General features: G+C 30.7%; 17 protein-coding genes. 6 read left to right on the top strand and 11 right to left on the bottom strand.

Features of this window, described 5'->3' with window-relative positions; genetic code table 11:
• Nucleotides 1-22: 22 nt before the first annotated feature.
• From priA to atpC, 6 genes are all read left to right on the top strand, one after another.
• Entirely contained in the window at nt 23-1,978 is a 1,956-nt protein-coding gene (gene priA / locus AC5SL3_RS06015; RefSeq protein ID WP_494577933.1) for a replication restart helicase PriA, read from the top strand.
• A gap of 110 nt (nt 1,979-2,088) precedes the next feature.
• Nucleotides 2,089-2,646, top strand: a complete 558-nt coding sequence (gene atpH / locus AC5SL3_RS06010) for an ATP synthase F1 subunit delta (protein WP_018413614.1) — start codon at nt 2,089-2,091, stop codon at nt 2,644-2,646.
• Entirely contained in the window at nt 2,647-4,182 is a 1,536-nt protein-coding gene (gene atpA / locus AC5SL3_RS06005; RefSeq protein ID WP_006997678.1) for a F0F1 ATP synthase subunit alpha, read from the top strand.
• Nucleotides 4,183-4,185: 3 nt separating this feature from the next.
• Nucleotides 4,186-5,061, top strand: a complete 876-nt coding sequence (locus tag AC5SL3_RS06000) for a F0F1 ATP synthase subunit gamma (protein ID WP_494577931.1) — start codon at nt 4,186-4,188, stop codon at nt 5,059-5,061.
• Nucleotides 5,062-5,063: 2 nt separating this feature from the next.
• Nucleotides 5,064-6,482: a F0F1 ATP synthase subunit beta gene (gene atpD / locus AC5SL3_RS05995; RefSeq protein WP_494577929.1), complete on the top strand. Its 1,419-nt coding sequence runs from the start codon at nt 5,064-5,066 to the stop codon at nt 6,480-6,482.
• The gene (gene atpC, locus AC5SL3_RS05990; protein WP_271766757.1) at nt 6,482-6,874 is read left to right on the top strand and encodes an ATP synthase F1 subunit epsilon; all 393 of its coding nucleotides are present in this window, start codon (nt 6,482-6,484) and stop codon (nt 6,872-6,874) included. The genes atpD and atpC overlap by 1 nt, the downstream gene beginning before the upstream one ends.
• On the opposite strand, the gene AC5SL3_RS05985 is transcribed toward atpC, so the two are convergent.
• The 11 genes from AC5SL3_RS05985 to metW all read right to left on the bottom strand — a co-directional run bounded on the left by AC5SL3_RS05985 (nt 6,867) and on the right by metW (nt 14,786).
• Nucleotides 6,867-7,343, bottom strand: coding sequence for an RNA pyrophosphohydrolase (locus tag AC5SL3_RS05985; RefSeq protein ID WP_020168880.1), 477 nt, complete (start codon nt 7,341-7,343; stop codon nt 6,867-6,869). The genes atpC and AC5SL3_RS05985 overlap by 8 nt on opposite strands.
• A complete protein-coding gene (locus AC5SL3_RS05980) occupies nt 7,344-8,483 on the bottom strand; it encodes a S41 family peptidase (RefSeq protein WP_018413611.1) in 1,140 nt (379 codons plus the stop codon). It abuts the gene before it with no gap.
• Nucleotides 8,480-8,830, bottom strand: coding sequence for a ribosome silencing factor (gene rsfS, locus AC5SL3_RS05975; RefSeq protein WP_006997684.1), 351 nt, complete (start codon nt 8,828-8,830; stop codon nt 8,480-8,482). Before rsfS ends, AC5SL3_RS05980 begins: the two co-directional genes overlap by 4 nt.
• Nucleotides 8,831-8,847: 17 nt before the next feature.
• Complete coding sequence (gene nadD, locus AC5SL3_RS05970; protein WP_494577927.1) at nt 8,848-9,390, bottom strand: nicotinate (nicotinamide) nucleotide adenylyltransferase; 543 nt, start codon at nt 9,388-9,390, stop codon at nt 8,848-8,850.
• Nucleotides 9,371-10,621: a glutamate-5-semialdehyde dehydrogenase gene (locus AC5SL3_RS05965; protein WP_494577926.1), complete on the bottom strand. Its 1,251-nt coding sequence runs from the start codon at nt 10,619-10,621 to the stop codon at nt 9,371-9,373. Before AC5SL3_RS05965 ends, nadD begins: the two co-directional genes overlap by 20 nt.
• Before the next feature lies 1 nt (nt 10,622).
• Nucleotides 10,623-11,729 carry a glutamate 5-kinase gene (gene proB, locus AC5SL3_RS05960; RefSeq protein ID WP_006997687.1) on the bottom strand — a complete coding sequence of 369 codons (1,107 nt, stop codon included), beginning with the start codon at nt 11,727-11,729 and terminating at the stop codon, nt 10,623-10,625.
• The gene (gene cgtA / locus AC5SL3_RS05955) at nt 11,719-12,702 is read right to left on the bottom strand and encodes an Obg family GTPase CgtA (protein WP_006997688.1); all 984 of its coding nucleotides are present in this window, start codon (nt 12,700-12,702) and stop codon (nt 11,719-11,721) included. The genes proB and cgtA overlap by 11 nt, the downstream gene beginning before the upstream one ends.
• 30 nt (nt 12,703-12,732) lie before the next feature.
• Entirely contained in the window at nt 12,733-12,987 is a 255-nt protein-coding gene (gene rpmA / locus AC5SL3_RS05950) for a 50S ribosomal protein L27 (RefSeq protein WP_006997689.1), read from the bottom strand.
• 12 nt (nt 12,988-12,999) lie between these two features.
• Nucleotides 13,000-13,404: a 50S ribosomal protein L21 gene (gene rplU, locus AC5SL3_RS05945; RefSeq protein WP_006997690.1), complete on the bottom strand. Its 405-nt coding sequence runs from the start codon at nt 13,402-13,404 to the stop codon at nt 13,000-13,002.
• A 65-nt stretch (nt 13,405-13,469) separates the two neighbouring features.
• Nucleotides 13,470-14,189 (bottom strand): hydroxyacylglutathione hydrolase, encoded by a 720-nt coding sequence (gene gloB / locus AC5SL3_RS05940; protein WP_494577923.1) that lies wholly within the window; start codon nt 14,187-14,189, stop codon nt 13,470-13,472.
• On the bottom strand, nt 14,190-14,786 hold the full coding sequence (gene metW / locus AC5SL3_RS05935; RefSeq protein WP_018413606.1) for a methionine biosynthesis protein MetW: 597 nt from the start codon (nt 14,784-14,786) through the stop codon (nt 14,190-14,192).

The raw sequence follows: 14,786 nt of genomic DNA, 5'->3' as shown, positions 1-14,786 counted from the left end.
AGTATTTTCATATTATAAAAATATGAAAGTACCGATTCTTATACCAAATATTTTTAATCATCCATTTACCTATAATTCAGATTTAAATTTAAAAGTTGGAGACTACGTGGCAGTGCCTTTTGGAAAGTCAGAGGTGACTGGAGTTGTATGGGATGATTTTGAAAAAAAAACAAACAAAAATTTTGCTATTAAAAAAGTTTTAAGAAAATTAGATGTTCCACCCTTAAAGAAAAATACAATTAAATTCTTAAATTGGTTTTCTGAATACAATATGACCCCTAAAGGTATGGCATTAAAATTGTTATTATTAAGTAGTGGCGCCATAGAAAAGTTACCAATTGAAGCTTATGAGCCATTCAAAATTGATATCAAAGAAAATGAAATAAAACTTTCTAAAGAGCAAAGAGATTCATTAAAAAAAATGAATGTATTAAATCAAAAATTTAGAGTTCATGTTTTACAAGGTACTACAGGCTCAGGTAAAACAATGGTCTATTTTGAAGCTTTAAAAGAGATAATTAATAAGGGTTTTCAGGGGTTAATTCTATTACCAGAAATCGGATTAACAGGACAATTTCAAAATAAATTTATAGAATTTTTTGGTTTCAAGCCTGCTGTGTGGCACTCAGGTATTACAAAAAAAAATAAAGAAATTATTTGGAGTGGAATAGCAAATGATAAAATTAAAGTTGTAATTGGTGCTCGATCTTCATTATTTTTACCTTTTAAAAAACTAGGATTAATCATTGTTGATGAAGAACATGATCAATCTTATAAGCAAGATGAGGGAGTAACTTATAACGCAAGAGATATGGCAATTTCTAGAGCATCCTTTGAAAATATTCCAATCAATTTAATAACAGCCGTACCCTCTATTGAAACTTATGACAATATTAAAAAAGGCAAATATAGTTTATCAAAACTTGATCAAAGATATTTAAATGCATCTTTACCAAAATATGAAATAATTAATCTAAATAATTCCAAACTCGAATCTCAATCTTGGATAGCTAAAGAAACAATCGAGAAAGTAAAATTTCATCTTGAAAAAAAAGATCAAGTATTATTTTTTTTAAATAGAAGAGGATTTTCACCCCATGTTTTATGTAAAAAATGTTTTACTAGTTATTCATGTCCAAATTGTTCAATAAATTTAGTTTATCACAAAAACAAACAAAATTTATTATGTCACTACTGTGGATACAAAACTTTACTAAATAGGGACTGCTCAAAAGAAGGAAAATGTGATTTTATTTTTAGTGGGCCTGGAGTTGAAAGGATATCAGAAGAAGTAAAAAAAATTTTTCCCACCAAGGAAACAACTATATTTTCTAGCGATACAATGAATAAAAAAAGTTCAGCAGATGTTTTAGAAAAAATTATAGATAATAAAATTCAAATTTTAATTGGAACTCAATTAATTTCTAAAGGATTTCACTTTCCAAGTTTAAATTGTATTGTTGTTGTTGATATCGATTTATCATCACAAGGTCACGACCTAAGAGGTGCTGAAAAGAATTTACAATTATATCATCAACTTTCAGGTAGAGCAGGAAGAACAGGAAAGCCAGCAACTGTTTATTTTCAAACTTATAATTTAGATACCAAAATGATAACAGACATTACCAATAAAGATCCTGATATTTTTTTAGATAAAGAACTTGAAATTAGAAGGGAAAATAACCTTCCACCGTTTCAAAGATTTATTGCCTTAATAATTACCGGTAATAATGAAAGAGAACTTGAAAAAGAGGCTTATAAATTTAAAAGTTTTATAGAAAGTGCTGTTGATGGTAGAGTGCTTGGTCCTGTAAATGCACCTATATTTAGATTAAAAAGAAGGTTTAGAGTAAGACTTTTGATCAGGGGTCGAAAATCTCTCAAGGTTCAAAATTCCCTTTCAAAAGTCATTGAAAAATTCAAATTTCCAGCTGGAATGAAACTAACGGTTGATGTTGACCCAATAAACTTCAATTAACAAAGAAAAAACAAGACTTTTAGACAATGTGTGACTTGAAGAGCTAGGAGTCATATGTTAATTAAAACAAAATTTTAATAAATCTTCTAATATTTATAAGGAACAATAAATTGAGCAAAAATAAAGGTTTTTCTGAAACATCAGCAGGTAGATATTCCCTGGCACTTTATGAATTAGCTGTAGAAGCTAATAATTTGAGTGAGATCGAGGTTCATTCTGCTTCAATTATTAATTTAATTACTTCAAGTGAAGATTTTAAATCTTTAATCAAGGATCCAACGAATAACAAAGAAGACCAATTAAATGCTCTAAGTAAAATTTCAGAACAATATAAATTGAATGAATTATTAACTAAATTTTTAAGCTTTCTAATATCTAAAAGAAGATTCTTTTATGTGGATAAAATTCTAAAAAGCTTTGTTGAGACATGTTCAGTCAAAAGAGGTGAATTAAAAGCAGAATTAACTTCTGCAAAAGATCTTACTGAAAATGAAATTAACAATATAAAAGAAGAATTGACTAAAAACTTTAGTTCAAAAATAAAATTAAACTACAAACACGATGCAAGTTTAATTGGGGGTTTGATTGTGCAAGTCGGAAGCACAATGGTGGACACTTCCATTAAAAATAAATTACAACAAATCGAAAATAGGATGATAGAGGCATAAATGGATATAAACCCATCAGAAGTAACAAAGATATTAAAAGAGCAAATTAAAAAATTTGGCGATAAAGCAGAAGTGACTGAGGTTGGTCAAGTTTTGTCAGTAGGAGATGGTATTGCTAGAGTGTACGGATTAGACAATGTTCAAGCTGGAGAGATGGTAGAATTTTCTGATGGATCAAAAGGAATGGCTCTAAACTTAGAAAGTGAAAATGTTGGAGTTGTAATTTTCGGAGACGATAGAAAAATTAAAGAAGGTGACGTTGTTAAAAGAACAGGAAGTATTGTTGATACACCTGTTGGAAAAGAATTATTAGGAAGAGTTGTTGATGGATTAGGAAATCCAATTGATGGCAAAGGTGCTTTAGATAAAGCAACTAAAAGAAGTAGAGTTGAAGTAAAAGCTCCTGGAATTATTCCAAGACAATCTGTTAGTGAACCAATGCAAACAGGCTTAAAATCAATTGACAGTCTAGTTCCAGTTGGAAGAGGACAGCGTGAATTAATTATTGGGGATAGACAAACTGGAAAAACTGCAGTTGCTATCGATGCGATCATTAACCAGAAAAAAATAAATGAATCTGGTGATGAGAAGCAAAAACTTTATTGTATCTATGTTGCTATAGGTCAAAAAAGATCTACCGTTAGACAAATTCAAAAAACTTTAGAAGAAGCTGGTGCAATGGAATATACAACAATTGTTGCTGCTACTGCTTCAGATGCAGCGCCGCTTCAGTTTTTAGCACCATATACAGGCTGTACTATGGGTGAATATTATAGAGATAATGGTATGCATGCATTAATCATTTATGACGATTTATCTAAACAGGCTGTAGCTTATAGACAAATGTCACTTTTATTAAGAAGACCTCCAGGAAGAGAAGCTTATCCGGGAGATGTATTTTATTTACACAGCAGATTACTTGAGAGAGCAGCCAAGCTTAGTGATGAGCATGGTGGAGGTTCGTTAACCGCTCTTCCTATAATTGAAACGCAAGGTGGAGACGTATCTGCTTTTATTCCAACTAACGTTATTTCAATTACGGATGGTCAAATATTTCTTGAAACAGAATTATTTAACCAAGGAATTAGACCAGCGATTAACGTAGGTCTATCAGTTTCTAGAGTTGGATCTGCAGCACAAACAAAAGCAATGAAAAAAGTTTCTGGTTCAATGAAGCTAGAGCTTGCTCAATATAGAGAGATGGCTGCCTTTGCACAATTTGGATCTGATTTAGATGCATCTACACAAAAACTTTTAAATAGAGGTTCAAAACTAACTGAACTTTTAAAACAAAAACAATATTCCCCTATGACAGTTGCTGAACAAGTAATTTCAGTTTTCTGTGGAGTTAAAGGTTATTTGGATGATGTGGAACTTAAAGATATTGCTGAGTTCGAATCTAAGATTATTGAAAAATGTAAATCTGAAAAACCAGAAATTTTAGAATCTGTTTTAAGTTCAGGTAAGCTTGAAGAAGATACTGAAAAATCATTAGTTGATACTATCATGGAACTTAAGAAGAACTTTAATTCTTAAAATATGGCAACACTAGACGACTTAAAAAAAAGAATAGCGAGTGTAAAGTCTACACAAAAAATTACCAAAGCCATGAAAATGGTTGCGGCCGCTAAACTTAGAAGAGCGCAGGAAAATGCTGAAAAGGGAAGACCTTATTCTGAAAAAATGAATAACATTATTCTTAATTTATCTAGTGGCATTTCTGATAAGGAAAATGCTCCTAAGCTTCTTTCAGGAACAGGAGAAGATAAAGTGCATTTATGTATTGTGTTAACATCTGATCGTGGTCTATGTGGTGGTTTTAATACAAATATTATTAAAAAAGCCAAAACATATTTTCAAAAAATATCTGATGAGGGAAAAGCTTTAAAAATTATAACTGTTGGATCTAAAGGTTATGATCAATTAAAAAGAGTTTATAAAGATGCTATCGTAGAGAGAATATCTTTTAAAGATTCAAAAACTATCAATTATCTAGATGCTGAAAAAGTGGGAAAAATGATAATTGAAAACTTTGAAAAAGAAGAATTTGATGTGTGTACAATTTTTTATAATAAATTTAAAAATGTAATCACTCAGATACCTCAAGAACAACAAATAATTCCTTTAAAAACATCTGAAGCAGAAGAAAATTCTTCTGAGGATAATTATGAATTTGAACCAGACGAAGATGAAATTTTAAGCAACTTACTGCCTAAAAATATATCTACTCAGATTTTTAAAGCGATGTTAGAAAATTCAGCTAGCGAACAGGGCTCAAGAATGAGTGCAATGGACAATGCAACCCGTAACGCAGGTGAAATGGTTGACAAGCTAACTATTGAGTATAATAGAAGTCGTCAAGCAGCTATTACAAAAGAACTAATTGAAATCATATCAGGAGCGGAAAGTTTATAATTATGAGCAAAGGAAAAATCACACAGATCATTGGAGCAGTAGTAGACGTAAAATTTGATGGAGAACTACCAGAAATTTTATCAGCATTAGAATGTAAAAATGGAGACAACAGATTAGTTTTAGAAGTTGCTCAGCACCTTGGTGAGTCAAGTGTTAGAACAATTGCAATGGATGCTACTGAAGGATTAAAAAGAGGAGACGAAGTAACCGCAACAGGTGCTCCTATACAAGTTCCAGTTGGTCCGGAAACTTTAGGAAGAATTATAAATGTAATAGGTGAACCTATCGATGAAAAGGGTGAAGTTAAAACAAAAGAAAAATGGCCAATTCATAGAGCTGCACCTGAATTTAGTGATCAGTCAACAGAGACAGAAATTCTAGTTACAGGAATTAAAGTAGTTGATCTATTAGCACCATACGCCAAAGGAGGAAAAATTGGTTTATTTGGAGGTGCAGGTGTTGGTAAGACAGTACTTATTATGGAATTAATTAACAACGTAGCAAAAGCTCATGGTGGATTTTCTGTGTTTGCTGGTGTTGGAGAAAGAACTAGAGAAGGAAATGACCTTTATCACGAAATGATAGATTCAGGCGTTATTAAGCCAGAAGGTCCAGGATCAAAAGCTGCATTAGTGTATGGTCAAATGAATGAACCCCCAGGAGCTAGAGCAAGAGTTGCCTTAACAGGTTTAACTGTGGCTGAATATTTTAGAGATCAAGAAGGACAAGACGTATTATTCTTCGTTGATAATATCTTTAGATTTACTCAAGCAGGTTCAGAAGTTTCTGCACTATTAGGAAGAATTCCATCAGCAGTGGGATATCAGCCTACACTTGCAACAGACATGGGTAATCTTCAAGAAAGAATTACGACTACTAACAAGGGTTCTATTACATCTGTACAGGCGATTTATGTACCAGCAGATGACTTAACTGACCCGGCACCTGCTACATCTTTTGCTCACTTAGATGCAACAACTGTATTATCGAGACAGATAGCTGAAATTGGAATTTATCCAGCAGTTGATCCTCTAGATTCCACTTCTAGAATTTTAGATCCTAGAATAGTTGGTGATGAGCACTACAGAGTTGCAAGAGAAGTGCAAAAAATTCTTCAAACTTACAAATCTCTGCAGGATATTATAGCGATTTTAGGAATGGATGAATTATCTGAAGAAGATAAATTAACAGTAGCTAGAGCGCGTAAAATACAAAGATTTTTATCACAACCTTTCTTTGTTGCTGAAGTCTTTACTGGTTCTACAGGAAAATTAGTAGATTTAGAATCTACAATTAAGGGTTTTGCTGCAATATGTAATGGTGAGTATGATCATTTACCAGAAGCTGCATTTTATATGGTGGGCACAATTGAAGAAGCTGTAGAAAAAGCAGAAAAAATGGCGAAAGATGCTGCTGCATAATGAGTGAAGAGTTCAAAATAGAAATTGTAAACCCAGAAAAATCTTTTCTTTCAAAAGAAGATGTAACAGAAGTTGTTGTACCTGCTTTTGAGGGAGAAATGGGGATTTTAAAGGACCATATCTCAATTATTTCATTTCTAAAGCCAGGGATTATTAAAATCTTTTCTAAATCAGGCGAGGATAATTACTATGTTGAGGATGGAATTGTTGAATTTAAGAATAATAATTTATCAGTTCTAACAAGTTCTATTTTTAACATTAAAGATATTGATAAAGATAAAATTAGTGAACTACTTGCTCAAGCAGAAGAAAATTCAAAAAATAGCAACATTACAGATCAAAATAAATACTTGGTTGATCAAAAAATTGATGTGCTAAAAACTCTTAATTAAGAATTTCTTTTACTTTTTCTTTAACATCTTTGTACACATGTAGTTTAAAGTCTACAACTAGGTCAGTTATATTTTCTAGATCAATCCATTTCCATTCACAAAATTCAGGGTGTTTAGTTTTAATATCAATCTCATTATCTTGTCCTAAAAATCTCATTATAAACCACTTTTGTTCCTGACCTCTATATTTACCTTTCCAAATTATACCTAGTAAGTTTTTTGGTAATTCATAAGAGATTAATCCATCACATTCTTTGATTAGTTCAACATTTTTTATACTAGTTTCTTCTTCTAGCTCTCTGTAAGCAGCAGTTAAATAGTCCTCACCCTTATCAACACCACCTTGGGGCATCTGCCAAAAATTTTTTTGATTATCAATCCTTTTTGCAACAAAAACTTTATTATCTTTGTTCAGGACAACAATTCCAACCCCGCTTCTAAGGGGTAAATTCACTTTACTGTCTGGCATTTATCCGTTGAATAGTTTTATTGCAAAATTCAATTGATTATCAGTTTCAGAGTTAAATTTAAAATCATCCGAACCTTCTGCAACTTCTATATCGGGTGTTACACCTACTTCAGAAATAGATTTTCCTGAAGGGAGATAATATTTTGCAATTGTTAATCTAATAGCACCTCTATTTTTCAAAGGGATTATTGATTGCACAGAACCTTTTCCATAACTATTTTCTCCAAGTATAATAGCTCTTTTATGATCTTTTAATGCACCAGCTACTATTTCTGATGCTGAAGCTGATCCATAGTTAATAAGTATAATTAGTGTTTTACCATTTGTTAGATCACCTTTTTTAGCAAACCATTTTCTATTCTCTGAAGCTTGTCGACTTCTTGTTGATACAATCTCACCATTTTCTAAAAAAAAGTCTGAAATTTTAATTGCCTGAGAAAGCAAGCCACCTGGGTTGTTTCTTAAATCTAAGATATAACCCTTTAGATCTTTGTTTTTATTTAATTTATTAATTTTATCTTTAATTTGTTCACTGCTATTTTCGTTAAAGGAAGTTAATCTTATATAGCCAATGTTATTATCTATAAGTTCAGATTTTACAGACTGAACCTGAATAACTTCTCTCGTTATATTAAAAATTAATGCTTTTTTTACACCTCTTCTTCTAACTGTTATTTCAATACTCGATCCAACAGGTCCCCTCATTAAGTCTACTGCTTGCATTAATGTTTTGCCTTGGACCTGGGTATTATTAATTTTTACAATATAATCACCAGCTTTTAATCCTGCTTTTGATGCTGGAGTATTATCTATTGGTGATATTACTTTTACAACACCTGCTTCCATGCCAACTTCAATACCAAGCCCACCAAACTCTCCACTAGTTTCAGTTTGCATACCCTCAAAACTTTCAGGTGTCATATATGCGGAATAGGGATCAAGAGATTGCAATAAACCATTTATGGCTGAGTCCATACTTTTTGATTGATCAACTTCATCAACGTATTCTTTGCTAATTTTCTCAAGAACCTCACCAAACAAATCAATTTTTTTATATAAGTCGGTGTTTTCAGAAAAACTTTTTTGAAAAGTAAATAATAGTATTATAAAAAAAAGAAAAAATCTTTTAGTCAAAATCATATCATCACTTTTTCTTTAGGAATGATTTCTGACCATATTTTTTCTAATTCATAAAATTTTCTTTTATCAGGATGAAATATATGAACAATCAAATCTATACCATCAACTAATTTCCAATCACCACTTTCTTTTCCTTCAATCTTAGAATTTTTTATTCCATTGGTCTTTAATTTTTCTAGCACCATTTCAGATAAAGCTTGAATATGTCTAGAAGAGGTTCCGCTTGCTATAATCATATAGTCAGCCATTGAACTTTTATTTTTAAGATCTATCGAAATAATATCTAGGGCTTTATTAGAATCTAGGGTTTTTAGGATTAAATCTTTAAGGTCTATGTTTTTTTCCATTAATTCATTTAACCTTATCAAATTTTTCTTAATTGAGAAGATGAAATATTAACCTTTTTAAAATTAATAAAAGATAATCTATTTTTATTTACACCGTTATAGGTCACAGACTTTAGCGATTTAGCTTTATATCCCTGTCGATCAAATACAAGTAGATTGCATTTTTTTATAATGGATTTCCATTTATACCATTTATGAAAATTGATTAGATTGTCAGCACCCATAATAAAATAGATCTCAAATTTTTTATCTTTATTTAAGTAATTGATAAGGTCAATTGTTTTATTGGAGAGAACTTTTTCCTCATAAAATTTTACTTTAATAAAATTATTTTTACCAATAATTTTTTTTGCAAATTTTATTCTATTTTTTAGATCTGTTTCACTTGTATTTTTAAATGGGTTTTGTTTAGTAATTGCCCATATAATATTTTTTAATTCTAATATTTTTTTAGCCTGTTTAGAAATTTCTAAATGACCTTTGTGAGCAGGATCAAAAGTTCCCCCCAAGATTCCAATTTTTGTCTTTTTTTGTTTTAAGTTATTTTCTGGTTTTACCATTACTAATAATTTCGTATTTGTATGAAACGAGCTGCCCTAATCCAACAGGTCCTCTTGGAGGCAAAGTATTTGTCGAAATGCCAACCTCACCACCAAAACCGAATTCACCACCATCAGCAAATTGAGTAGATGTGTTATGCATTGCTATTGAACTTTTAACATTTTTTAAGAATTTATTTGCAGTTTTTTTATTTTTAGTAATGATAGAGTCAGTATGCATAGTCCCATATTTGTTAATATGGCTAATAGCGTCGTCACAATCTTTAACTGTTTTTACTGACACTGTTGATGATAAATATTCAGTAGACCAATCCTTTTCTTTTGCTGGATAAATCTTTCCCTTGTAATATTTTTTCAAAAAACGATCTCCATAAATTTTGCAGTTATTTTCTTCTAACTTTTTTAAAATTGGGTTACAGAATTTCTTAACAATTTTTTCATGCATCAAAATTGTTTCAGTAGCGCCACAAATACTAGTGTTTCTTAGCTTCGCATTATAGGTAATGTTTGTAGCCATCTTTAGATTGGCATCCTTATCAATAAAGGTATGACAAAGACCTTCCAAGTGACCGATAATAGGGACGTTAGAAAATTGTTGAACTCTTTTTACTAAATTTTTTCCACCACGAGGTATTATTACATCAATATAATCTTTCATTTTTGAAAGCATAAAGTCGACCATTTTTCTGTCTTTAGAGTCTATAAATTGAATAAAGTTTTCATTCACTCTAGTTTCCTTAAGCGACTTTCGAAATAGTTTTGCTAAAATTTTATTAGTATTTATAGCTTCAGAGCCACCCTTTAAAATTACAGCATTTCCAGATTTAAAGCATAAACTTGCAACATCAGATGTAACGTTGGGTCTGCTTTCATAAACAACACCTATAACACCAATAGGTATAGATACTCTGCTAATTGTTAAACCATTTGGTCTGCTCCATTTTTCTAAAGTAGTATCAACAGTATCTTTCAATTTAGCAATTTTATTTATAGAATTTTTTATGCCTATTAGCTTTTTTTCATCAATAGTTAATCTTTCTATCAGATTGCTTTTTAGGCCCTTGTTTAGAGCAAATTGAATATCTTTTTGATTAGCTTTAAATATAGATTTTTTTTCTTTGCCTAATAAGAAAGCATATTTTTTTAAAACTTTATTTTTAGTTTTTGAATTAACTTTATCAAGTGATGCCTTTCTTGCATTTTGACCTATTAATCTCATATATCTGCTCATTCTATACCTCTACTATATCATCTTTATGAATTACTTCTGATTTGGAAATATATCCTAGTAATTTTTCTATTTCTTTTGAGTGGTGACCCATTATTTTTTCTATTTCATTAGATGAAAAAGAGCTAAGTCCTCTTGCACATTCATAATTATTTTTATCTAAAACTTTAATATGATCTCCCTTACTAAATCGCCCAGATACTTTTTTTATTCCTGCTGCTAATAAACTTTTACCATTTGAAAGTGCTTGTTTCGCACCATCATCAATAATCAGCGCACCTTTTGGTGAAACAGAGCTGATAATCCATTTTTTTCTAGCATCTAATTTTGAAACCTTAGGTAAAAACCATGTACATTTATTCTCTTCAGTTATTTTTTTAATAGGTCGGTTAACCAAGCCATTTGCTATTACCATCTGGCATCCTGATAATTGACAGATTTTAGCAGCATCTATTTTAGTTTTCATGCCACCTGTTCCATGCTCACTAATACTTTTGGTCGCTATTTTTTCTATATCTTTATCTATATTTCTTATTTCTTTTATTAATTTTGCATTTTTATATATTTTTGGATTGTGTGTATAAAGACCATCTACATCAGAAAGCAAAATAAGGGAGTCTGCACCTGATATTTGTGCAACACGAGATGCTAATCTGTCATTATCACCATACTTAATCTCTGAAGTAGCGATAGTATCATTTTCATTTACTATTGGTACAAAGCCCAGTTTAAATAAATTATCAAAAGTTCTTTTTGCGTTAAGGGCTCTTCTTCTTTGTTCTGTATCTTCTAGAGTGAGAAGAATTTGAGAAATATTAATTTTTAATTTAACAAATGTTTCTGAAAATAAGTTCATTAGTTCAATTTGCCCAATAGAAGCAACAGCCTGACTTTTATCAATCTTAAGGTTTTTTTTGCTAATATTTAGTTTTTTGCAACCCATTGCTATTGCTCCAGAGCTTACAATAATAACCTTTTTATTCTGTTTTATTAATTCCTGAATATCTTTAGCAAATTCAGTAAGCCATTTTCTCCTTACTTTTTTTTTGTCGTCTATTAACAAGGATGAACCAATCTTAATTACAATTATTTTAGAATCTTTAAGATACATAAGAGAGCAATTTAGCTTTAATTCTAGATATTGAGCCTTTTTCTAATGTTGAGAGTGTAACCACCTCAGAATCTTTATTTTTAGAAAAATTTTTTAAAATTTCTTTCACTTCTTCTTCTTCTAATAAGTCTGTCTTATTTAATACAATTATCTCTTTTTTTTCTAGTAAATCTTTACTGTAACTCCCCAGCTCATTTCGAACTTGTTTATACGTATTTTCAAGGTCCTCATCAGTAATATCTATTAAATGCATTAAAGTTTTGCATCTTTCTATGTGTTTTAAAAATTGAATACCAAGACCTACACCCTCGTGCGCACCTTCAACCAATCCAGGAATATCAGCTAGAGTTATTTCTTTATCATCATAACTTGCAACACCAAGATTTGGATTTAATGTTGTAAATTTATAGTTAGCAATTTTAGGCATCGCATTTGTAATGGAAGCTAGTAAGCTTGATTTACCTGCATTAGGTAGTCCAACAATACCAACATCAGCAATAGTTTTTAACTGAAGCCAGATTACATACTCTTCACCAGGCGCACCTTTAGTAAATTTTTTGGGAGCTCTATTAGTGGAACTTTTAAATCGAGTATTTCCTAGACCACCTTTACCACCATTAGCTACAATAAATTCTTCACCTTCTTTTTTAAAATCATAAATTAAGGTTTTATTATCTTCTTCAAAAACTTGCGTACCTATTGGAACTTTTAAAATTAAATCTTCTCCACTGTGACCTGTACGATTTTGTCCAGAGCCATTAACTCCTCTTCCTGCTTTATGGTGTTGTTGAAATCTATAATCGATAAGAGTATTTAAATTTCTTTCTGACCTAAGATATATGGTGCCACCTTTACCTCCATCGCCACCATCAGGTCCGCCGTATTCAATAAATTTTTCTCTACGGAAGCTAGGAGATCCATGTCCTCCATTGCCTGCTTTTACATAAATTTTAACTTGATCTAGAAACTTCATAATACAACTCTTAGTTTTTTAGTTGTACTACTAATTGGGCTTTACTGAAACGAATGTTCTATCTGATTTACCCTTTTTGAAAACAACTTTTCCTTCAACAACAGAAAAAATTGAATGATCTTTACCCATCCCCACGTTTTCACCAGGAAAAATTTTTGTGCCTCTTTGTCTTACAATTATGTTTCCAGGAATTACTACTTCACCACCATACTTTTTAACGCCAAGTCTACGACCGGCACTATCTCGTCCGTTTCTCGATGATCCACCTGCTTTTTTTGTTGCCATAATTTACCTAATTTATTTGCTTGCTACTTCAGTCTCAACTTTTTCAACTTTTTTAGTTGGTTTTACCATTTTCTCAGCTTCTGATAAAACTTTACCATCTTTTGAAAAAATTTTGCTAATTCTAATTAATGAATACTGTTGTCTATGACCATTTTTTCTTCTTGAATTCTGTCTTCTTCTTTTTTTAAATATTAAAATAGTTCTATTTTTACCATTTTCTACAAGGTCGGCTTCAACTTTTGCACCTTCAACTACTGGAGAACCAACTTCAATAGTTTTATCATCTCCATAAGCTAGGATTTCTTTAAATTCGATTTTAGTTTCAGGTTTAGAATCTTCTAATCTTTCAATTTTAAGGATTTCACCAGCTTTAACTTTGTACTGTTTTCCACCTGTTTGTATTATTGCGTATGACATTGTTTAATCTGTTTTTTATAATCAGCAATATAGTCTTGACCAAATTATAGTCAAGCGCGAATAAGCTAAAAATTGTCCTTTAAATCTCTCAATTTTGAAAAGTTTTCCTCTGTACCCGATCTAAGAAAAATATTGCACTCTAATTCTTCTTTAATCGTAGATGGAATAGTAGGTAGGTTTTTTTCTAATTTTTCATCTATAAGTTTAATCTTAACTTTAAGGCTTTCATTGTCTTGGTCATGAGCAATACAAAATTTAGAGTTTTGTTTGGTATACTCATGTCCACAATAGATCTTAGTTTTTTCTGGTAGAGCTTTTATTTTCATTAATGAATTATACATCTGTGAGTATGTTCCTTCAAAAATTTTACCACAACCAAGTGAAAAGAGGGTGTCTCCAGTAAAAACAGACTCTTCATTATAAAAATAAAAACATATATGGCCAACGGTATGACCAGGTATATGAAATATTTTAGCCTCGAAATTTTCTTCGTGCCAAATGTCCTGATCACCAACAAGTATATCTATTTCTGGAATTCTATCTTTGTCTCCTTTGTATCCAATAACACTAGCTCCATATTTTTCTTTTAATTCTTTATTTCCCCCAACATGGTCATAATGATGATGTGTATTTAATATATATTTTAAATGTATATTTTTATCTTCCAAATATTTGATAACAGGTTTTGCTTCACTAGGGTCAATCACACATGCAATATTTTTAGCTTTATCAATAATTAGATAAGAATAATTATCCTGTAGACAACGTATTATTTGAATTTCCATTTAACTTTCAATTAAAAAAATACCCAATTCTGCAGACAAATTTTTAGTATTTAGATTAAGTCTATTAATAGAAGATATCTTTTCGTTATGTAGAGCTAATGATTTATCTAATTTAATTTTTCTATTTTCACAAAAATTATAAAAATCTTTTATAGTACACATATGAAGGTTGGGAGTATTGTACCACTCATCAGGTAAATTTTTTGTAATTGGCATTGTTCCTTTAATTAATAGGTGAAGTCTAACCTTCCAAAAACCAAAATTAGGTATTGTAACAATAGCTTTTTTGCCAACTCTTAATAGTTCTTTGATAACTATTTCAGGATTTAAAAATGCTTGTAATGTTTGACTTAAAATAACGAAATCAAAGGAACTGTCAGGAAATTGTAAAAGATCTTTTTCTGCATCACCTTCGATAACAGTTAGTCCTTTTGATAAACATTTTTGAACATTATCTTTTGAGATTTCTATTCCTCTTATGTCTATTTCTTTATTATACTTAAGATATTCCATTAATATGCCATCTCCACACCCCACATCTAAAACTCTAGTATTTTTTTCAATTAAATCGGAGATTATTTTAAATTCTTGTTTCAT

It is taken from the genome of Candidatus Pelagibacter sp. PS_34 (genome assembly GCF_059417845.1).
The sequence above is the reverse complement of the archived record's forward strand: the minus strand, read 5'-3'. Positions and strand labels throughout refer to the sequence as shown.

What these genes read in the sequence shown, in the direction of transcription:
- atpC (WP_271766757.1), top strand. Translation starts at nt 6,482, where the DNA reads ATGAGTGAAGAGTTCAAAATAGAAATTGTAAACCCAGAAAAATCTTTT.
- rpmA (WP_006997689.1), bottom strand. Translation starts at nt 12,987, where the DNA reads ATGGCAACAAAAAAAGCAGGTGGATCATCGAGAAACGGACGAGATAGT.
- atpA (WP_006997678.1), top strand. Translation starts at nt 2,647, where the DNA reads ATGGATATAAACCCATCAGAAGTAACAAAGATATTAAAAGAGCAAATT.
- cgtA (WP_006997688.1), bottom strand. Translation starts at nt 12,702, where the DNA reads ATGAAGTTTCTAGATCAAGTTAAAATTTATGTAAAAGCAGGCAATGGA.
- nadD (WP_494577927.1), bottom strand. Translation starts at nt 9,390, where the DNA reads ATGGTAAAACCAGAAAATAACTTAAAACAAAAAAAGACAAAAATTGGA.
- AC5SL3_RS05980 (WP_018413611.1), bottom strand. Translation starts at nt 8,483, where the DNA reads ATGATTTTGACTAAAAGATTTTTTCTTTTTTTTATAATACTATTATTT.
- metW (WP_018413606.1), bottom strand. Translation starts at nt 14,786, where the DNA reads ATGAAACAAGAATTTAAAATAATCTCCGATTTAATTGAAAAAAATACT.
- AC5SL3_RS05965 (WP_494577926.1), bottom strand. Translation starts at nt 10,621, where the DNA reads ATGAGCAGATATATGAGATTAATAGGTCAAAATGCAAGAAAGGCATCA.
- gloB (WP_494577923.1), bottom strand. Translation starts at nt 14,189, where the DNA reads ATGGAAATTCAAATAATACGTTGTCTACAGGATAATTATTCTTATCTA.
- rplU (WP_006997690.1), bottom strand. Translation starts at nt 13,404, where the DNA reads ATGTCATACGCAATAATACAAACAGGTGGAAAACAGTACAAAGTTAAA.
- rsfS (WP_006997684.1), bottom strand. Translation starts at nt 8,830, where the DNA reads ATGGAAAAAAACATAGACCTTAAAGATTTAATCCTAAAAACCCTAGAT.
- AC5SL3_RS05985 (WP_020168880.1), bottom strand. Translation starts at nt 7,343, where the DNA reads ATGCCAGACAGTAAAGTGAATTTACCCCTTAGAAGCGGGGTTGGAATT.
- proB (WP_006997687.1), bottom strand. Translation starts at nt 11,729, where the DNA reads ATGTATCTTAAAGATTCTAAAATAATTGTAATTAAGATTGGTTCATCC.
- AC5SL3_RS06000 (WP_494577931.1), top strand. Translation starts at nt 4,186, where the DNA reads ATGGCAACACTAGACGACTTAAAAAAAAGAATAGCGAGTGTAAAGTCT.
- atpD (WP_494577929.1), top strand. Translation starts at nt 5,064, where the DNA reads ATGAGCAAAGGAAAAATCACACAGATCATTGGAGCAGTAGTAGACGTA.
- priA (WP_494577933.1), top strand. Translation starts at nt 23, where the DNA reads ATGAAAGTACCGATTCTTATACCAAATATTTTTAATCATCCATTTACC.